The organism is Proteus penneri, assembly GCF_022369495.1.
Taxonomy (GTDB): Bacteria; Pseudomonadota; Gammaproteobacteria; order Enterobacterales; family Enterobacteriaceae; genus Proteus; species Proteus penneri.
Window position 1 is genome coordinate 3156491 of the sequence record NZ_CP059690.1, and the last position, 21259, is coordinate 3177749.

The 21259-nt window shown below is 42.2% G+C and carries 19 protein-coding genes; 2 read left to right on the top strand and 17 right to left on the bottom strand.

Going from position 1 to position 21259, the window contains the following annotated elements; all coding sequences use genetic code 11:
• Positions 1–44 precede the first annotated feature (44 nt).
• The 17 genes from H1225_RS14200 to H1225_RS14280 all read right to left on the bottom strand — a co-directional run bounded on the left by H1225_RS14200 (position 45) and on the right by H1225_RS14280 (position 20267).
• A complete protein-coding gene (locus H1225_RS14200; RefSeq protein ID WP_006534712.1) occupies positions 45–1400 on the bottom strand; it encodes a polysaccharide deacetylase family protein in 1356 nt (451 codons plus the stop codon).
• Between the two features lie 80 nt (positions 1401–1480).
• A complete protein-coding gene (rpoC, locus tag H1225_RS14205) occupies positions 1481–5707 on the bottom strand; it encodes a DNA-directed RNA polymerase subunit beta' (RefSeq protein ID WP_072064765.1) in 4227 nt (1408 codons plus the stop codon).
• Positions 5708–5829: 122 nt separating this feature from the next.
• On the bottom strand, positions 5830–9858 hold the full coding sequence (gene rpoB / locus H1225_RS14210; RefSeq protein WP_109848569.1) for a DNA-directed RNA polymerase subunit beta: 4029 nt from the start codon (positions 9856–9858) through the stop codon (positions 5830–5832).
• Between the two features lie 350 nt (positions 9859–10208).
• A complete protein-coding gene (gene rplL, locus H1225_RS14215) occupies positions 10209–10574 on the bottom strand; it encodes a 50S ribosomal protein L7/L12 (protein ID WP_023583093.1) in 366 nt (121 codons plus the stop codon).
• A 63-nt stretch (positions 10575–10637) separates the two neighbouring features.
• Positions 10638–11135, bottom strand: coding sequence for a 50S ribosomal protein L10 (gene rplJ / locus H1225_RS14220; protein WP_006534706.1), 498 nt, complete (start codon positions 11133–11135; stop codon positions 10638–10640).
• Positions 11136–11461: 326 nt separating this feature from the next.
• A complete protein-coding gene (gene rplA / locus H1225_RS14225) occupies positions 11462–12163 on the bottom strand; it encodes a 50S ribosomal protein L1 (protein ID WP_069368741.1) in 702 nt (233 codons plus the stop codon).
• A gap of 4 nt (positions 12164–12167) precedes the next feature.
• Positions 12168–12596: a 50S ribosomal protein L11 gene (rplK, locus tag H1225_RS14230; RefSeq protein ID WP_006534703.1), complete on the bottom strand. Its 429-nt coding sequence runs from the start codon at positions 12594–12596 to the stop codon at positions 12168–12170.
• Between the two features lie 146 nt (positions 12597–12742).
• Positions 12743–13288: a transcription termination/antitermination protein NusG gene (gene nusG / locus H1225_RS14235; RefSeq protein WP_004246900.1), complete on the bottom strand. Its 546-nt coding sequence runs from the start codon at positions 13286–13288 to the stop codon at positions 12743–12745.
• Positions 13289–13295: 7 nt separating this feature from the next.
• A complete protein-coding gene (secE, locus tag H1225_RS14240) occupies positions 13296–13673 on the bottom strand; it encodes a preprotein translocase subunit SecE (RefSeq protein WP_006534701.1) in 378 nt (125 codons plus the stop codon).
• A 273-nt stretch (positions 13674–13946) separates the two neighbouring features.
• On the bottom strand, positions 13947–15131 hold the full coding sequence (gene tuf, locus H1225_RS14245) for an elongation factor Tu (RefSeq protein ID WP_006535489.1): 1185 nt from the start codon (positions 15129–15131) through the stop codon (positions 13947–13949).
• A gap of 67 nt (positions 15132–15198) precedes the next feature.
• Positions 15199–17313: an elongation factor G gene (fusA, locus tag H1225_RS14250; protein ID WP_109847982.1), complete on the bottom strand. Its 2115-nt coding sequence runs from the start codon at positions 17311–17313 to the stop codon at positions 15199–15201.
• Positions 17314–17391: 78 nt separating this feature from the next.
• Entirely contained in the window at positions 17392–17862 is a 471-nt protein-coding gene (gene rpsG, locus H1225_RS14255; RefSeq protein ID WP_004246897.1) for a 30S ribosomal protein S7, read from the bottom strand.
• Positions 17863–17961: 99 nt separating this feature from the next.
• On the bottom strand, positions 17962–18336 hold the full coding sequence (gene rpsL, locus H1225_RS14260) for a 30S ribosomal protein S12 (RefSeq protein WP_004236497.1): 375 nt from the start codon (positions 18334–18336) through the stop codon (positions 17962–17964).
• A gap of 127 nt (positions 18337–18463) precedes the next feature.
• Positions 18464–18757: a sulfurtransferase complex subunit TusB gene (tusB, locus tag H1225_RS14265; protein ID WP_006534698.1), complete on the bottom strand. Its 294-nt coding sequence runs from the start codon at positions 18755–18757 to the stop codon at positions 18464–18466.
• A 31-nt stretch (positions 18758–18788) separates the two neighbouring features.
• Positions 18789–19157, bottom strand: coding sequence for a sulfurtransferase complex subunit TusC (tusC, locus tag H1225_RS14270; protein WP_161724030.1), 369 nt, complete (start codon positions 19155–19157; stop codon positions 18789–18791).
• Positions 19158–19553 (bottom strand): sulfurtransferase complex subunit TusD, encoded by a 396-nt coding sequence (gene tusD, locus H1225_RS14275; protein WP_115065670.1) that lies wholly within the window; start codon positions 19551–19553, stop codon positions 19158–19160.
• 9 nt (positions 19554–19562) lie between these two features.
• Positions 19563–20267: a helix-turn-helix transcriptional regulator gene (locus H1225_RS14280; RefSeq protein WP_072064772.1), complete on the bottom strand. Its 705-nt coding sequence runs from the start codon at positions 20265–20267 to the stop codon at positions 19563–19565.
• 347 nt (positions 20268–20614) lie between these two features.
• On the opposite strand from H1225_RS14280, the gene H1225_RS14285 reads away from it, so the two are divergent.
• Together H1225_RS14285 and H1225_RS14290 are read left to right on the top strand one after the other, a co-directional pair.
• On the top strand, positions 20615–20773 hold the full coding sequence (locus tag H1225_RS14285) for a hypothetical protein (protein WP_157955979.1): 159 nt from the start codon (positions 20615–20617) through the stop codon (positions 20771–20773).
• A 144-nt stretch (positions 20774–20917) separates the two neighbouring features.
• The gene (locus H1225_RS14290) at positions 20918–21058 is read left to right on the top strand and encodes a hypothetical protein (protein WP_006534692.1); all 141 of its coding nucleotides are present in this window, start codon (positions 20918–20920) and stop codon (positions 21056–21058) included.
• The last annotated feature ends 201 nt before the right edge of the window (positions 21059–21259 follow it).

Consider the following 21259-nt stretch of genomic DNA (forward strand, 5'->3'; position numbering starts at 1 on the left):
AATTGTCGAGGGTAACTATTAATAATTTTACATAACATCTTTGGTTATTTATCAACAACGATATTTTTATTCACTACTTCATACTCATCATTGCCCACCATCCTCGCAAATTTCTCAATTGGATCGGTACTTAACGCATAGAGTCGTTTTAAAGCAAAAGGCGGATCACCTAAACGTACTTTTCCTTGTTGTGTCGTCACTGCCAATGTCATTCCTGATGCTTTGACTGCATTAATTGCCCTTTGGTTATATCCACCAAAAGGATATGCAAATGCATATTGATGTGGATTTAATAAGCTCAATACACGTTGTGAACGTTGCAAATCCAATATAATTGTGTGGGACTGACGGCTAAAGATAATAGGTTTTTTATTATTATCTAAACGATGTAAAAAATGGGAGTGTGATTGAATATCAAAAACATCACGACTCGATCTAAGTGACTGCCAACTCATAAACTGTAATGAATTAGGTGCCCATTTGGACGTTTTAGATTTTATCCGCGATGAGATAACAAATAGTGTTGCACGTTGGCCATTTTCTTTTAAAAGAGGATAAGCATAGCGATAAACGGATTGCAAACCATCATCAAATGTTAATGCAACAGCTCTCCCTGGTAAATTAATACTCTTATTTAAATAGCCTGCAACTTGATTTAGTGAAAGCGTTTCATATCCGGCTTCTTTTAAATAATTCATCTGCTCTGTAAAGGCAGTTAATGATGTTGTTGTTGATGTATGGCGAAATTTATGGTTTTCCGTTGCTTTGAGAATATGGTGATAAGTAAGTATTGGTATTCCTAAATCAGGCTTTACATCCCTTGATGAAATATAACCTAAGCGGTCACCTAAAGAGATTTCAAACCAATTGATCTTACTTCCATTAGCCTCTTCTTTTATTGTGCGAGAGAGTACGGGATAACGTAAATTGGATAAGAGAGTCGCTATTTGTGGGCTAGCAATATCTTTATCACTATAGATAGGGGTATTTTTTGTTGTGATCAGATATCCATAGATAGGGTAATCGGTTTTCTTCGTACTATCTGATAAGAAACGTATTTTCTTATCAGCCGAAATAGAAGCAATATCTTCAAAGTAACCATCTTCTAAATAACCTGCTTCCAAATAACCTTGGGCATTTCCAAATTGTATTTTATGGTAATTATTTATCTCATCTGAAACATAAAATCCCTGATTAGGATATAGCTCAGCAACAGGTCTTAATTTATTACCAATAAAAGCATATAAGGTTTTTTGTTGGCGAACCTGCATCAATGTTGTGGTCGGAGTTTCTAAATCCCATTGCGTTTCTGTTGGTATTTCCCTTTCTAAAGAGGTTGCAAAAGCAAAACCGGTAAAAATAAAAAATAGGATAATCAATCCGTTAGTTATTATTCTCATCATTTCGCCTACTTATTGTAGAACAGAAACAAAAAATGCCCTCACAATGGAGGGCATTTCAATCTAATCTAAATTAGATTTTAGTCTTTTAATCCACCAAAACCAGCATTCAGTAATTCTGCTAAGTTCGCAGAGGCTTCATCAGCACTGATTGTTGTTTCAGTTTCATCTGTCGGCAGTTGTGATTGACGACGCTTCATACGATCTTGGTGATACGCATACCCTGTACCTGCTGGGATCAAGCGACCAACAATAACGTTCTCTTTCAAGCCACGTAATTCGTCACGTTTACCTGCTACCGCCGCTTCAGTCAGAACACGAGTTGTTTCTTGGAACGATGCAGCAGAGATGAAAGATTCAGTTGCCAGAGATGCTTTCGTAATACCTAACAGGTCACGAGCATACGTTGCTGGTACTTTACCTTCCTCTTCCAGAATACGGTTTGACACTTTAACGCGAGCGTATTCAACCTGTTCACCTTCGAGGAACTCAGAGCTTCCTGCATTCTCAATGGTAACTTTACGTAGCATCTGACGAACGATAACTTCGATGTGTTTATCGTTAATCTTAACGCCTTGTAAACGGTAAACTTCCTGTACTTCGTTAGTGATATAGCGAGTAACCGCATGAACACCACGTAAGCGCAGAATGTCGTGTGGTGACTCTGGACCATCGGAGATAACATCACCGCGTTCCACAACCTCACCCTCGAATACGTTAAGCTGACGCCATTTAGGGATCATCTCTTCGTATGCATCGCTACCGTCTAATGGAGAAATAACTAGACGACGTTTACCTTTAGTCTCTTTACCGAACGATACAATACCGCTGATTTCAGCAAGGATTGCAGGCTCTTTCGGACGACGAGCTTCAAACAGGTCAGCAACGCGTGGCAGACCACCGGTGATATCTTTAGTACCGCCTGATTCTTGTGGAATACGCGCTAAAGTGTCACCTGCGTTAATTGTAATGCCATCGTCTAACTGAACAATTGCTTTACCTGGCAGGAAGTACTGTGCTGGCATATCAGTATTCGGAATTAATACGTCATTACCTTGTGCATCAGTGATGCGTAATGCTGGACGTAAATCTTTACCGCTACCTGTACGCTCTGCTGAATCCAGAACAACCAGTGAAGAAAGACCTGTTAATTCATCTGTTTGACGTGTGATAGTTTGACCATCAACCATGTCAGCAAAACGGATGATACCAGATACTTCACTCACAACTGGCATTGTATGTGGATCCCAGTTAGCAACAGTTTCGCCACCGTTAACCGCTTCACCATCACCTTTCGCTAATTGAGCACCGTAAGGCACTTTGTAGCTCTCTTTCGTACGACCGAATTCGTCAATTAAACGTAATTCTGTGTTACGAGAAGTGATAACTAATTTACCCGCAGTATTGGTAATGAACTTCGCATTGAACAGCTTCAGAGTACCTTTGTTACGTACTTGAATACTAGATTCTGCTGCCGCACGAGATGCCGCACCACCGATGTGGAACGTACGCATCGTTAACTGTGTACCTGGTTCACCGATTGACTGTGCCGCGATAACACCGATAGCTTCACCTTTGTTGATGATATGACCACGAGCAAGGTCACGACCATAACATTTAGCACATACACCGAAGTCTGTGTTACAGGTTACAACTGAACGTACTTTCACGCTGTCAACTGAGTTTTCTTCTAACAAGTCACACAGTTTTTCGTTTAACAGGGTGTTACGTGGAACAAGAATATCGGCAGTACCTGGTTTCAGAATATCTTCTGCAGCTACACGACCTAATACACGTTCACGCAGTGGCTCTTTAACATCTCCACCTTCGATAACCGGAGTCATCATAACGCCTTCGGTTGTACCACAGTCGTCTTCTGTGACAACTAAGTCTTGTGCAACGTCAACTAAACGACGAGTCAAGTAACCGGAGTTTGCTGTTTTCAGTGCGGTATCCGCAAGACCTTTACGAGCACCGTGGGTTGAGATGAAGTACTGGAGTACGTTCAGACCTTCACGGAAGTTCGCTGTGATTGGTGTCTCGATGATTGAGCCATCTGGCTTAGCCATCAGACCACGCATACCTGCTAACTGACGGATCTGAGCTGCAGAACCACGAGCACCGGAGTCAGCCATCATAAAGATGCTGTTGAAAGATACTTGTTGTTCTTCTTCACCATTACGGTTAATAACGGTTTCAGTAGACAGGTTTTCCATCATCGCTTTTGCTACGCGCTCATTCGCCGCAGCCCAAATATCGATGACTTTGTTGTAACGTTCGCCCGCTGTTACCAGACCGGATTGGAACTGTTCCTGAATTTCTGCAACTTCTGCTTCTGCTTCTGCAATGATCTCTGCTTTTTTCGCAGGGATAACCATGTCATCGATACCTACTGAAGCACCTGAACGTGCTGCGTAAGCAAAACCGGTATACATGATTTGGTCAGCAAAAATAACGGTTGGCTTCAAGCCTAATACGCGATAACAGGTATTCAGCATTTTAGAAATTGCTTTCTTACCTAATGGTTGGTTAACCAGCGCGTAAGGTAGACCTTTTGGTACGATCATCCATAAAATAGCTCGGCCGATAGTGGTATCTTTTAAGCTAGTTTCAGTGGTGATGTTACCTTCGCCATCTTTGATCTCTTCAGTGATACGTACTTTAACGCGTGCGTGTAAAGAGGCTAAACCAGCGCGATAAACGCGTTCAGCTTCTTTAGGGCCACTTAGCACCATGCCTTCACCTTTGGCATTGATGCAGTCACGAGTCATGTAGTAAAGACCTAATACAACGTCCTGTGAAGGAACGATGATTGGGTCACCACTTGCTGGAGACAGGATGTTATTTGTTGACATCATCAGCGCACGAGCTTCTAGCTGTGCTTCTAATGTCAATGGTACGTGAACCGCCATTTGGTCACCATCGAAGTCGGCGTTGTATGCCGCACAAACGAGTGGGTGTAACTGAATAGCTTTACCTTCGATAAGGATTGGTTCAAATGCCTGAATACCTAAACGGTGAAGTGTTGGTGCACGGTTTAGCATCACTGGATGTTCACGGATAACTTCATCTAAGATATCCCAAACAACCGCTTCTTCACGCTCAACCATTTTTTTAGCGGCTTTGATTGTTGTCGCTAAACCACGGGTTTCCAGTTTTCCGTAAATAAATGGTTTGAATAACTCAAGCGCCATTTTCTTCGGCAGACCACACTGATGCAGACGCAGGTATGGACCAACGGTGATTACAGAACGACCAGAATAGTCAACACGTTTACCTAACAGGTTTTGACGGAAACGACCTTGTTTACCTTTGATCATATCAGCCAAAGATTTCAGAGGACGTTTGTTCGAACCTGTAATCGCACGACCACGACGACCGTTATCTAATAACGCATCCACAGACTCTTGCAACATACGTTTTTCATTACGTACGATGATATCTGGTGCTGCTAAATCAAGCAGACGTTTTAAACGGTTGTTACGGTTGATCACACGACGATATAAATCGTTCAGGTCAGATGTCGCAAAACGACCGCCATCAAGTGGAACCAGTGGACGTAAGTCTGGTGGTAACACAGGCAGTACAGTTAAGATCATCCACTCAGGTTTATTGCCTGATTGCATGAACGCTTCAAGTAACTTGATACGTTTAGTCAGTTTCTTACGTTTAGTTTCAGAGTTAGTTTCGTTTAACTCTTCACGTAGCGTTTCACACTCTTGTTCCAGATCCATGCTCTGTAAGAGGTTCTGAACAGCTTCAGCACCCATCTTCGCATCAAATTCGTCACCGAACTCTTCTAATGCATCGAGGTATTGCTCTTCTGTTAAGATTTGACCACGTTCAAGGCTAGTCATCCCGCCTTCAACAACAACGTAAGATTCGAAATACAGTACACGTTCAATATCGCGCAGTGGCATATCCAGCAGCAGACCGATACGGGACGGCAGTGATTTCAAGAACCAAATGTGAGCAACTGGAGAAGCTAATTCGATGTGACCCATACGTTCACGACGAACTTTAGTTTGTGTAACTTCAACGCCACACTTCTCACAGATAACACCACGGTGTTTTAAACGTTTGTATTTACCACACAAACATTCGTAATCTTTTACTGGTCCGAAAATACGGGCACAGAAAAGACCGTCACGTTCTGGCTTGAACGTACGGTAGTTAATTGTTTCTGGCTTTTTAACTTCACCAAATGACCATGAACGGATCATATCAGGTGATGCCAGAGCAATTTTGATCGCATCAAACTCTTCGGTCTTGGTTTGCGCTTTCAGAAACTTTAATAAGTCTTTCACGAAATGGCTCCTGTCGGAGTTAGACCTGCCAGGCAAATGACCCCTGTCATTCACCCCTTTAAACCAGTGTAGTCACTGTTTGACAGACTGCCATCTCTAGCAGTCTGTCTATATGGAATCCGTTATTCGTCTTCCAATTCGATGTTGATACCCAGTGAACGGATCTCTTTCAACAATACGTTGAACGACTCTGGCATACCTGGTTCCATCTGATGGTTACCATCAACGATGTTTTTGTACATTTTGGTACGACCGTTAACGTCATCCGACTTAACAGTAAGCATTTCTTGAAGAGTATAAGCTGCACCGTATGCTTCCAGTGCCCACACTTCCATCTCCCCGAAACGCTGTCCACCAAACTGAGCTTTACCACCAAGAGGTTGCTGAGTAACTAAGCTGTACGAACCGGTTGAACGGGCGTGCATCTTATCATCAACTAAGTGGTTCAGTTTCAGCATGTACATGTAACCAACAGTTACTGGACGCTCAAATTGTTCACCTGTACGACCATCGAAAAGTGTAATCTGACCAGAAGTTGGAAGATCAGCTAATTTCAGCATCTCTTTAATTTCCATTTCTTCTGCACCATCGAACACTGGTGTTGCGGTTGGCATACCTTTTTTCAGGTTTTCAGCCAGACGTAACACTTCTTCATCGCTGAAGGTGTCCAGATCAACTTTCTGACGAGGTGCCATACCCAGATCGTAAGCTTTCTGGATAAATTCACGTAATTTAGCAACTTCTTGTTGCTGTTTCAGCATCGCATTGATCTTATCACCGATACCTTTAGCAGCCATACCCAAGTGAGTTTCAAGGATCTGACCGATGTTCATACGTGATGGAACACCCAGTGGGTTCAGTACGAGGTCAACTGGGTTGCCGTTTTCATCGTATGGCATGTCTTCAATTGGGTTAATCTTAGAGATAACACCCTTGTTACCATGACGACCCGCCATCTTATCACCAGGTTGGATCTGACGTTTAACCGCCAGGTAAACCTTAACGATTTTCAGCACGCCTGGTGCCAAATCATCACCTTGAGTGATTTTACGACGTTTAGCTTCCAGTTTCTTCGCGAACTCAGCTTTCAGTTCATCATACTGTTCAGCTAATTGTTCTAACTGGTTTTGCTTCTCTTCATCCGCAATACCCAGTTCTAACCAACGTTCGCGAGGTAATTTATCTAATTTCTCAGCTTCAATACCGCCAGCAATCAGAACACCACGGATACGAGCGAATAGACCAGCTTCAAAGATACGCAGTTCTTCAGTTAAGTCTTTCTTAACTTCACGTAACTGTGACTCTTCGATTTCTAATGCACGTTTATCTTTTTCTACGCCATCACGGGTGAAGACTTGTACGTCGATAACTGTACCAGACACACCATTAGGAACACGCAGAGAAGAATCTTTAACATCAGACGCTTTTTCACCGAAGATAGCACGCAGTAGTTTCTCTTCTGGAGTCAGTTGAGTTTCACCTTTAGGTGTTACTTTACCAACCAGAATGTCACCGCCTTTCACTTCAGCACCGATATAAACGATACCTGATTCATCCAGTTTAGATAACGCTGCTTCACCGACGTTCGGGATATCAGCAGTGATCTCTTCAGGCCCTAACTTAGTATCACGAGAGACACAAGCCAGTTCTTGAATGTGGATAGTTGTGAAACGATCTTCTTGAACAACACGCTCAGATACAAGGATGGAGTCCTCGTAGTTATAACCATTCCATGGCATAAATGCCACGCGCATGTTTTGACCTAATGCTAACTCACCAAGGTCTGTTGAAGGACCATCAGCTAACACATCACCGCGATCAACAGGTTCACCTAAAGATACGCAAGGAGTTTGGTTAATACATGTGTTCTGGTTAGAACGGGTGTATTTAGTCAAGCTATAGATATCAATGCCCGCTTCACCAGCGTAAGTCTCTTCTTCGTTAACTTTGATAACGATACGAGAAGCATCAACATACTGAACAACACCACCACGTTTAGCAACCGCAGTAACACCGGAGTCAACCGCTACAGCACGCTCCATACCTGTACCTACTAGTGGTTTATCACCACGAAGTGTAGGAACAGCCTGACGTTGCATGTTCGCACCCATCAATGCACGGTTGGCGTCATCGTGTTCAAGGAATGGGATCAGTGAAGCACCGACAGAAACAACCTGTTGGGTTGAAACGTCCATGTACTGAACTTGGTCACGACTAAATAAGCTTGACTCACCTTTATGACGGCAAGTCACTAATTCTTCAACGAAGTGATTGTCATCGTCTAATACGGAGTTAGCCTGAGCAATGATGAAGTTACCTTCTTCGATTGCAGACAGATAGTGAATTTCATCTGTTACAGCGTTATTTTCAACAACACGGTAAGGCGTTTCAAGGAAACCGTACTCGTTAGTCTGTGCATAAACAGATAATGAGTTGATCAGACCGATGTTTGGACCTTCAGGCGTTTCGATTGGGCACACACGACCGTAGTGAGTTGGGTGTACGTCTCGAACTTCAAAGCCTGCACGTTCACGGGTCAAACCTCCTGGGCCTAATGCAGAAATACGACGTTTGTGCGTAATTTCTGATAGCGGGTTATTCTGATCCATAAACTGTGATAACTGGCTAGAGCCAAAGAACTCTTTGACAGCAGCAGAAATCGGTTTTGCGTTGATCATATCTTGTGGCATTAATGCATCAAGATCGCCTAAAGACAGACGTTCTTTAACTGCACGCTCAACACGCACCAGACCAACACGGAATTGGTTTTCAGCCATTTCGCCAACAGAACGAATACGACGGTTACCTAAGTGGTCGATATCATCCACTTCACCTTTACCATTACGGATATCAATCAGTTTTTTCATTACTTCAATGATATCTTCTTGGCTTAAGATGCCAGAACCTTCAACTTCGTCGCGGCCTAAAGAACGGTTGAATTTCATACGGCCCACAGCAGACAGATCATAACGATCTTCAGAGAAGAATAAGTTCTCAAATAAGTTTTCTGCAGCTTCGCGTGTAGGTGGTTCACCAGGACGCATCATGCGATAGATTTCAACTAATGCGCTTAAACGATCATTTGTAGGATCGACGCGAACAGTTTCTGAAATATAAGCACCATGATCTAAGTCATTAGTAAACAGCGTTTCAATCGTTTTATGACCAGCTTGACTTAAGCGAGCTAACACATCTAAAGAGATTTCCATGTTAGCAGCACAAATCAGTTCACCTGTTGCTTCATCAATATAGTCACGAGCAACCACTTTACCTGCAATGTATTCAACAGGTACTTCAATGCGGTCAATTTGCTCTTTTTCTAATTGACGAATATGGCGAGCGGTAATACGACGGCCTTTTTCGACATACACTTTGCCGTTTGCTTCAATATCAAATGAAGCAGTTTCACCACGCAGACGTTCAGGCACTAATGTCATCATCAGCTTGTTGTTGCTGATTTCAAACAATGTTTTTTCGAAGAATAAACCTAAGATTTCTTCGGTGCTGTAGTTCATCGCGCGTAAAATGATAGTCGCAGGTAATTTACGGCGACGGTCAATACGGACAAAAAGGTTATCTTTAGGGTCGAATTCGAAGTCTAACCATGAGCCACGATAAGGGATAATACGTGCGTTATACAGTACCTTACCAGATGAGTGTGTTTTACCTTTGTCACTATCAAAGAACACACCAGGGCTACGGTGTAACTGGGAAACGATAACACGTTCAGTACCATTGATTACAAAGGTACCGTTATCGGTCATTAATGGGATTTCACCCATATAGACTTCTTGTTCTTTGATGTCTTTAACGGTGCCTTCTGGGGCTTCACGTTCATAAATGACCAGACGCAGTTTTACACGCAAAGGTGCAGAATAAGTTACACCGCGGATCTGACATTCTTTAACATCAAAAACAGGCTCGCCTAAGCGGTAGCTGACATACTGTAATTCAGCATTGCCACTATAGCTTTGGATAGGGAATACGGAACGGAAAGCTGCTTCCAGACCGTTTTGACCTTCAGGATCTTGCTCGATGAACTTCTGGAACGAGTCAAGTTGGATAGAAAGGAGATAGGGAACATCCAGAACTTGTGGACGTTTACCAAAATCCTTACGAATACGTTTTTTCTCGGTATAGGAGTAAACCATAGGGTTCCTCAGCTCGCTGAAAAGTGACCCACTCTGCCTACCCTTAGTTATTAAGGGCGACACGACATTCTGCTAACACTATTTTTTGTAGGTAGGAAAATGTAATTTTCCATAATACTTATTGCTATTACTCTTAAATCATTTCATTGCATTGAGCTCACTACCGAGCTTTTGGACAACGTGGATCGTAGTGACTAACACAGTATATTAAGTCGTCAATAGCAAAAAATATTGAGGTAAAGAGAAAGCCAAAAAGTGTGAAAAAGCTACTCTTACCTTACAGCGCAAAAAGGCTGGTGACCAAAAAATCACCAGCCATCAGCCGTTAGGCTGCACTCTGGGAAGTTAAATTATTTAACTTCAACCTCAGCGCCTGCTTCTTCCAGAGCTTTCTTCAGAGCTTCAGCATCATCTTTGCTTACGCCTTCTTTCAGAGCTGCTGGTGCAGATTCTACTAAGTCTTTAGCTTCTTTCAGGCCAAGACCGGTAGCGCCACGTACTGCTTTGATTACTGCTACTTTGTTACCGCCGATAGCTTTCAGGATAACGTCAAATTCAGTTTTCTCTTCAGCAGCTTCTGCTGGACCCGCAGCAACAGCAACAGCTGCAGCAGCAGATACACCGAATTTTTCTTCCATCATAGAGATCAGTTCAACAACGTCCATTACAGACATTTCAGCAACTGCGTTTAAGATATCGTCTTTAGAAATAGACATAACAAGTGTTCCTAAAATTCAGAAAAAGTTTATACGTAAATAAAGCAACGAAGAAATTGGCTATTAAGCAGCTTCTTTCTGATCGCGCAGAGCAGCCAGAGTGCGAACCAATTTGCCTGCAGAGGCTTCTTTCATGGTTGCCATCAGGCGTGCGATTGCTTCATCGTAAGTTGGGAGTGTAGCCAGACGATCGATGTTCGAACCTGGGATAAACTCACCTTCAAAGGCAGCCGCTTTAATCTCGAATGCTGGGTTCGCTTTCGCGAAATCTTTGAACAGACGAGCAGCAGCGCCCGGATGTTCAGCAGAAAATGCAATCAAGGTTGGACCAACAAATGCATCTTTCAGTACTTCATAAGAAGTACCTTCAACAGCACGACGCAGAAGAGTGTTACGCACTACACGTACAGTAACGCCAGCTTCACGACATGCTTTACGCAGTTCGGTCATTTTAGCTACAGTAACGCCACGGGAATCCGCAACAACTGCAGAAAGCGCACCTTTGGCAACTTCGCTGACTTCAGCAACAATCGCTTGTTTGTCTTGAAGATTTAGTGCCATTAGCTTCTTGCTCCTGGATTAACCGAGTAAAAACTCGGGACTCACATCACTTATAACCACAATGGTATAAGCGCTAAAACACGGTGAGTAGAATCCAGAATATATAATTCTTTATTGGCTCTCTCACCGTCTACGCAGGAAAATTAAGTAATCACTTACACCTGCGGTCTTGGACGGGGTCTGGATAGGCCAGACTCCAACCGAAATTCAGAGAATTTAGTTATGTAGACTTAAATAAAATACCACATAGCTAAACTCAAGGCGTCAAATTCTATACAAATTTGACGCCAAGGTAAAGTCTTTTATGACTTTAGTCTAATCTCAGATTAAACTGTCGCGCTCAAGCTAGCTTGATCAATAGCAACACCTGCACCCATAGTAGTAGACAGGCTTACTTTCTTGATATAAACGCCTTTCGCTGCTGATGGTTTTGCTTTTTTCAACGCAACCAGCAGAGCTTCTAAGTTTTCTTTCAACTGAACTTCGTTGAAATCAACTTTACCGATAGTGGTATGGATAATACCATTTTTGTCGTTACGGTAACGAACCTGACCCGCTTTAGCATTTTTAACTGCTTCAGCAACGTTAGGCGTTACAGTACCCACTTTCGGGTTTGGCATTAAGCCACGTGGGCCAAGGATTTGACCTAATTGACCTACAACGCGCATTGCATCTGGAGATGCGATAACAACGTCAAAGTCCATTTCGCCAGCTTTAACTTTAGCAGCTAAGTCGTCCATACCGACTAATTCAGCGCCTGCTTCTTTAGCAGCTTCTGCATTTGCACCTTGTGCGAATACAGCAACGCGAACTGAACGGCCAGTACCGTGTGGAAGTACAGTTGCACCACGAACGTTTTGATCTGATTTACGTGCATCGATGCCAAGGTTAACAGCAACGTCAACGCTTTCAACGAATTTAGCAGTAGCCAGTTCTTTCAGTAAAGCAACAGCTTCAGTAATTTCGTACTGTTTAGTTACTTCAACTTTCTCACGGATATTGCGCATGCGCTTGGTTAGTTTAGCCATCAGATTAATCCTCCACTACCAGGCCCATGGAACGAGCAGTACCAGCAATTGAACGCATCATAGCTTCAACGTCAGCACCAGTCAGGTCCGCAGCTTTAGTTTCTGCGATTTCACGAACTTGAGCAGAAGTAATTTTACCTACTTTCTCTTTGTTCGGTTTGCCAGAACCTGATTTCACGCCCGCTGCTTTCTTCAGCAGAACTGCTGCTGGAGGAGTTTTGGTAACGAAAGTGAAAGAACGGTCAGCGTAAACTGTAATAACAACAGGAATTGGTAAACCTTTCTCAACGCTTTCAGTTTTAGCGTTGAATGCTTTACAGAATTCCATGATGTTAACACCTTGTTGACCCAGAGCTGGACCAACTGGTGGACTTGGATTAGCCATACCTGCAGAAACCTGCAGTTTGATATAGGCTTGGACTTTCTTAGCCATTAATTAATTCCTCAATTTGGGTATATCGCCCGGCTAGGGCTCCCCGATTTTACTTTGTTCTGTCTTATGACAAAACAACTCAAAACGAAAGGTGGAAAATTGTAGATAACTTTTCCACCTTTTGCAAGAAAGCAAGGTAAAAAGGTTTAACCTTTTTCAACCTGACTAAAGTCTAATTCAACTGGTGTTGCACGACCAAAGATTGATACAGAGACTTTTAAGCGACTTTTTTCGTAGTCAACTTCTTCAACAACACCATTAAAGTCAGCAAATGGACCATCACTAACACGAACCATTTCGCCTGGTTCAAACAGTGTTTTAGGACGTGGTTTATCACCAACTTGTTGTAAGCGATTCATAATCGCATCAACTTCTTTATCGCTAATTGGTGCAGGTCTGTCTGACGTTCCACCAATGAATCCCATAACACGAGGTACATTACGTACTAAGTGCCAAGTCGCATCATTCATGACCATTTGGACAAGAACATAGCCTGGGAAAAATTTACGCTCACTTTTGCGACGTTGACCGCTACGGATTTCAACCACTTCTTCAGTTGGAACCATAACTTCGCCGAATGAGTCTTCCATTTCGTTTAATTTGATATGTTCACGCAAAGACTGTGCAACACGGCCTTCAAAGCCTGAAAATGCCTGAATGACATACCAGCGTTTTTTTGGAGAATCAGTCATGAACACCTCACAGGCCAGTAATAAATGAAACAAAACGAACCAGAATGCCATCCAGTCCCCAAAGAACTAATGACACAATAGCCGTCACCGCAGCAACAATCAGAGTTGTCTGCAATGTTTCTTGACGTGTTGGCCATACTACTTTACGCATTTCAATACGCGCTTCACGAGCAAATGCTAACGTTGCTTTACCTTGTGTTGTCCACAACGCGAAACCACCTGCTGCTACGAACAAAGCAACAACAGCTAAAGCTCGCAACGCTAGGTTAAATTCACGGTAAAGATAGTTGCCACCCACTGCTACTGCCAGCAATAAAACGGTAATGATCCACTTAGCGATATCACCACCGCGTTTGCTATCTTGAGCTCCGCTATTCGCACTCATAAATTAACCTGTCACTATGATGTAAATAAATAGCCAGCTTGCCTCGCAAGAGCAAAACAAATCAGACTAACCATAAAATCAACTATGATTGCATCTGACACAGTGTCATATCTCTATGACATTCGTATCTGCAAGATACTGGACTCGATTCGTTGTATCAGAGCCTATCTCACCAATAATTTACAACAAACTAGTGATGAGATAGGTTCTTTTTCAAACAACGCATAAAAAGGGCATCAATTGATGCCCTTTTTTAGGAAATTACGCGAGTAATTAACCTAATACTTTAGCAACAACGCCCGCACCTACTGTACGGCCACCTTCACGGATAGCGAAACGTAAACCGTCGTCCATCGCGATTGGGTGAATCAGTTCAACGATCATGTTGATGTTGTCACCTGGCATTACCATTTCTACGCCTTCTGGTAATTCGATAGTACCAGTTACGTCAGTTGTACGGAAGTAGAACTGTGGACGGTAGCCTTTGAAGAATGGAGTATGACGACCACCTTCATCTTTGCTCAGAATATAAACTTCTGATTCAAATTTAGTGTGTGGGTTGATTGAACCTGGTTTCGCCAGTACTTGTCCACGTTCGATTTCTTCACGTTTAGTACCACGCAGAAGAACACCTACGTTCTCACCTGCACGACCTTCGTCAAGTAATTTACGGAACATTTCAACGCCAGTACAAGTTGTTTTCGCTGTTGGTTTAATACCAACGATTTCAACTTCTTCACCAACTTTGATTACGCCACGCTCAACACGACCTGTTACTACTGTACCACGGCCTGAAATTGAGAATACGTCTTCAATTGGTAACAGGAATGGTTTGTCGATTGCACGCTCTGGTTCTGGGATGTATGAATCCAGTGCTTCTGCTAATTCAACAATTTTTGCTTCCCACTCTGCTTCGCCTTCCAGTGCTTTCAGCGCTGAACCACGGATTACTGGAGTGTCATCACCTGGGAAATCGTACTGAGACAGAAGTTCACGAACTTCCATTTCGACTAATTCCAGTAACTCTTCATCATCTACCATGTCACATTTGTTCAGGAATACGATGATGTAAGGAACACCAACCTGACGACCTAACAGGATGTGCTCACGAGTTTGTGGCATTGGGCCATCTGTCGCAGCAACAACCAGGATAGCTCCGTCCATTTGCGCAGCACCAGTGATCATGTTTTTAACATAGTCGGCGTGACCTGGGCAGTCTACGTGTGCGTAGTGACGAGTTGGGGTGTCATATTCTACGTGTGAAGTAGAGATGGTGATACCACGAGCTTTTTCTTCTGGTGCGTTATCGATTTGATCGAATGCACGAGCAGCACCACCATAAGTTTTAGCTAAAACTGTAGTGATTGCAGCAGTCAGAGTTGTTTTACCGTGGTCAACGTGGCCGATAGTACCAACGTTAACGTGCGGTTTTGAACGTTCAAATTTTTCTTTAGACACGACTATATTCCTTAATATCGCTCCCTCAAATAGAGGGAGCGTAAACTAAATTGAACTCGAAAGGATCTTATTTCGCTTTACGAGCTTCGATAATAGCCTGAGCGACGTTGCTAGGCGCTTCGCTGTACTTCAAGAACTCCATAGAGTATGAAGCACGACCCTGAGTTTGTGAACGCAGGTCAGTTGCATAACCGAACATCTCAGCCAGTGGTACTTGGGCACGGATGATCTTACCGGTAGGCAGATCGTCCATACCTTCAACCATACCACGACGACGGTTTAAGTCACCGATAACGTCGCCCATGTAATCTTCTGGCGTTTCAATCTCAACTTTCATGACTGGCTCAAGCAGAATTGGCTTAGCTTTCATGAAGCCGTCTTTAAATGCCATTGATGCGGCGATTTTAAACGCGATTTCTGAGGAGTCAACATCATGGTAAGAACCATAATGTAAACGAGCCTGAATATCCACAACAGGATAACCTGCTAATGGACCAGATTTCAGCTGTTCTTGAATACCTTTATCAACAGCTGGGATGAATTCTTTAGGAATTACACCACCAACGATATCGTTGATAAATACGTAGTTCTCTTCACCACCTGCTGGTAATGGAGACAGGTCGATAACAACATGACCGTACTGACCACGACCACCAGATTGTTTCGCGTGCTTACCTTCGATATCAGTTACTGTATCACGAATAGTTTCACGGTAAGCAACCTGTGGTTTACCTACGTTCGCTTCAACTTTAAATTCACGACGCATACGGTCAACTAACACGTCTAAGTGCAGCTCACCCATACCAGCAATGATAGTCTGACCAGTTTCTTCGTCACTTGATACGCGGAAAGATGGATCTTCCTGAGCCAGACGGTTCAGAGCGATACCCATTTTTTCTTGGTCAGCTTTAGTCTTAGGTTCGATAGCAACAGAGATTACTGGCTCTGGGAATTCCATACGTTCTAAGATGATTGGTGCCTCAATTGCACACAGAGTATCACCTGTAGTAACGTCTTTCAGACCGATAGCAGCAGCGATGTCGCCTGCACGAACTTCTTTAATTTCTTCACGCTTATTAGCATGCATCTGAACAATACGGCCAAAACGTTCTTTTTTGTCTTTAACCGGGTTCAGAACTGTGTCACCTGAGTTTACAACACCAGAGTACACACGGAAGAATGTTAAGTTACCAACAAATGGGTCAGTTGCGATTTTGAATGCCAGAGATGAGAACGGCTCTTCGTCGCTTGAATGACGTTCTGCTGGAGTATCTTTACCGTCTGGTAACATACCTTTAATTGCAGGAACATCTGTTGGTGCTGGCAGGTATTCAATTACCGCATCCAGCATTGCCTGAACACCTTTGTTCTTAAACGCAGAACCACAGGTAACCAGGATAATTTCATTATCTAGAACGCGTTTACGCAGAGCAGCTTTGATTTCTGCTTCTGTCAGTTCTTCGCCGCCCAGATATTTGTCCATCAGTTCTTCTGATGCTTCAGCTGCTGATTCGACTAGGTTGTTGTGCCATTCTTCAGCTAAATCTTGCAGATTTGCAGGAATGTCTTCGTATTCGAAGGTAACACCTTGGTCTTCTTCATTCCAACGGATTGATTTCATTTTAATTAAATCAACAACACCGGTGAAATGTTCTTCAGCACCTACTGGAATTTGCAGTGGAACTGGGTTTGCAGCCAGACGTGTTTTGATTTGTTCAACAACACGCAGGAAGTTTGCACCCATACGGTCCATTTTGTTAACGAACGCGATACGTGGTACATGATATTTGTTAGCCTGGCGCCATACTGTTTCTGACTGAGGCTGAACACCACCAACTGCACAGTAAACCATAACCGCGCCATCAAGAACACGCATAGAACGTTCTACTTCGATTGTGAAGTCAACGTGTCCTGGGGTGTCGATGATGTTTACACGGTGAGGCTCAAACTGTTTAGCCATACCAGACCAGAATGCAGTAGTTGCTGCGGATGTGATAGTAATACCACGTTCCTGCTCCTGCTCCATCCAGTCCATTGTTGCTGAACCTTCGTGAGTTTCACCAATTTTATGGTTTACACCGGTATAAAACAGAATACGTTCACTTGTAGTGGTTTTACCGGCATCGATGTGCGCACTAATACCGATATTACGGTAGCGTGCTATGGGGGTTTGACGAGCCATTTTTTCCTCTCTCGTGGGCGTTCAATTCAGGTAAAGGACAGCAGAGCTGTCCTGAAAAGAGTTGCGATACTCCGTGGATTACCAACGGTAGTGTGCGAACGCCTTGTTTGCATCTGCCATACGGTGAACGTCTTCACGTTTCTTAACAGCAGCGCCTTTGTTTTCAGCCGCATCAGATAATTCATTTGCCAGGCGAAGAGCCATGGATTTATCACCGCGTTTACGAGCAGCTTCAACAATCCAACGCATTGCTAATGCATTACGACGAACTGGGCGTACTTCAACTGGAACTTGGTAAGTTGAACCACCAACACGGCGGGATTTAACTTCCACAGTAGGGCGTACGTTATCTAATGCGATTTCGAACGCTTCCAGTTCAGTTTTGCCTGAACGCTGAGCCAGGGTCTCAAGCGCATTATATACGATAGATTCTGCAGTAGATTTTTTACCGTCTACCATCAGAATGTTTACAAATTTAGCCAGCAGTTCTGATCCGAACTTAGGATCTGGCAGAATTTTACGTTGACCAATTACACGACGACGTGGCATGGAAATACTCCGTTTAAAATTCAGGGTTGTCCAAAACTCAATGAGTTTATTTTGACATTATTGGTGAAAAAATGTTTGGCCTTACTTAACGGAGAACCATTAAGCCTTTGGCTTCTTCACACCGTACTTAGAACGAGCTTGTTTACGGTCTTTAACACCAGAACAGTCCAGCGCGCCGCGAACAGTGTGGTAACGCACACCTGGTAAGTCTTTAACACGACCACCACGGATTAAGATTACGGAGTGCTCCTGCAAGTTGTGGCCTTCACCACCGATGTAGGAAGAAACTTCGAAACCGTTAGTCAAACGCACACGGCATACTTTACGCAGTGCTGAGTTTGGTTTTTTTGGAGTGGTAGTATATACACGAGTACATACGCCACGTTTTTGCGGGCAAGCTTCCAGAGCTGGAACGTTGCTTTTAACAACTTTCGAGCTACGAGATTTGCGTACCAGCTGATTAATAGTTGCCATTTAAAAAAAGCTCCTGGTTTTTGCTTCGTAAACACGGATTTGAACTCTGTCTTGTCAACAAGACAAAACATGAGGACGCAGAATTTTATTGCTGACGGGCTCATGTGTCAAGAATTATACAGCAATTCTACGCTCCCCAATGAATTTGTTGGGGGTGTTTTACCGTTAAATCGACAAAATCACCATAATTGATGAGTTTAATATGATGAGATACTTGATCTTTTAAGCCTCTTGCCAAAACATCATCAATTAATGCGTAAATTGAAATTTGCTGTTGAAGACAATATTTTAATAAGGGATTCTCTTCAAGAACTGCCAGTACACCATCTTGTATTAACAAAACATCATCTTCTTTTGTCAATAAAGATAAAAAAGTCTCTAAATCACTTTGATAAATAGAGACGGAATAAGTATACAACATAACCGTTCAACCTTCCTGACTAACTTCTGTATTAAAAGCGCAATACCACATCATATTCACTCAATTTTTGAGCAATATCTTGTTGGGATATCACCTGTGCATCCAAGACAAAAGAAGTTTGAGAGGATAATCCACGATGAACCATGTCTTTCAGTGATATATAGACGCTTGTCACATCATACAAGGGTAGCACTTTAAATGTTGCTGCATGATGACGTGATAACACCCCTTCAGGCTGTTGATTTTCAACGAGTTGAAATACACCATCAGAGATAAAAAAAACGCCAATATCTTCTGTTAAGGCTGAGGTTGCTAGTAAAGCATCCAAACCTTCTCGACCCGCACTATTACCATGAGGTGCTTGAGTAAAAAGGAAGGCAACTGAATTCATTTTCTTCATTTAAAATTGCACCACACGAGAACAAGTCAACATAGCTTGAGCCAGTGAACCCAAACCACTTAACTCAAATTCAGGCGCCATGTTATCGTTCATCATTTCCAGTTCTTTGGCCTGTTGTTTATCAATAATTCCTCTACGCAATGCCGCAGCAACACAAACATGTAAAGGGATTTGATGTTTTTTCGCCAACGCAACCCACGCTTTATGAAGATCAAATTCATCATTTGCAGGCGATACCAATTTATTAGCATTCACAACACCTTCTCGATAGAAGAAAATTTGTGCAATTTGATGCCCTTTTTCAATAAGGGCATTTGCGAATAAATAGGCACTTGAAGCTTGTTCAGTTCCGTAATGAGGCCCCGTAACCACTAAACAATATGTCAAGGAACTCATAATGTTGCCTTATTCTCCATTTTTAAATTGGCGAATATAAAGATACACAGTATGTTTTGAAATATTTAAGCGGTCTGCAACCTGATTAATGGCATCTTTAATATCAAAAATACCTTTTTCATAAAGATTTAACACAACTTGCTTATTCTTGGCATTATTCGCGACTTCACGATCATTATTTACTTCTTCAATCGTGAACTCTAATGTTTGAGCCACTAAATCATCAACTGATGAGGCAAAGTTAACATCAGATGCAACTTCATGTGTTTCTTCAGGAATAAAGGTTTTAATTACTTCAGAGAATGGAACATCAAGGTTCATATTGATACACAATAAACCAATGACTCGACGTTCACGATTACGAATAGCAATCGTGATTGATTTCATCAGTGCACCACTTTTCGCTCTAGTAAAGTAAGCCTTTGAAAAACTTGAATCTTCATCTGTAATATCATGTAACATTTGTAATGCCAAATCGGTAATTGGAGAGCCAATCTTACGACCAGTGTGTTCTCCATTGGCGATTTTAACCGCTGAACATTTCAAATCTTCCAGAGAGTGCAATACGATTTCGCAATGGTTACCGATGAGCATAGCCAAACCATCCACGGCTGCTTCATAGGACTTCAATATTTCGTGATCAGTTTGAGTAAAAGGTCGGCTATCTAGTTTTTCAAACTCGCTGCTGTCACCATTAAATAACGGGCTAGACATTTGATTATATAATCCTTAAAGGCTTTAATTATGATAATGACTTGAGGTTCTATTTTTTATAACGATTCGTCATTGCGGATCAATTCAATATTGAAAAAATTTAAATATAAAAACAGAATTAAGAACGATTCTGACGTTAGATCGTCAGAAGATCTACGTCAAGTGACTTAAAATAAGAGCTTTGTGATAGGTCACAGCTTTTTTCATTTTTCTTCATATTTTGTACTCATCCCCTCTCTTTATTTTTGAAGAATTCCTTTTTTAGGCGTGAGAAGGATCAAAATTGACTCTATTGAATAGATTACCTATATTCCAATTTATTGTTATTTTAACTAGCGATTAATCCCATGAATATACTGATGATATGCCAATCTCAGCAAACTTCATCAATAATAGGATTAATTTCTGTCGCTTCTATGCCTATTGAAACTCTCTTTCCACCACCTCAACCTATGAAAGAGGTTGTAGTCAATACAACGGTTATTGTTGCAACTTGCATCGCTTGATCTATTTAATCGGCTTAATCGCATATTTAACCAACAGGCTAAATTGATGTGTTATTTACGTTTATTTATTGATGTTTTATCAATCGCCAACCATGACTAAAAATAATCAAGCTATCTTACTGCTCATTTTACAGGTGTATCATCATGCATTTACGTCAATATTGGGCGAGATTCGGTCCAACGACATTATTTGTTTTATTATGGAATAGCGGTGCTATCTTTTCTCGTTGGGGCTTAGATAATGGTAGCGCATTTGCTATTATACCGCTTACTCTCAAGCGGTAACTTAGTTAATGTCACGAGCTTATTCTATTTAGTACCCTAAGTGACAGCCTTAATGGATTATATTTTCTTGGGCAATAAGATGTCGCTACTTAGCTTAGTAGGAATGGGGCTATTATTATTGGTTTGCTGTTTTTATTAAAAAAAACAAAAATCGATTAATACTATATGTGTTAATAAATAATGTATTAGAAACAAAAATGC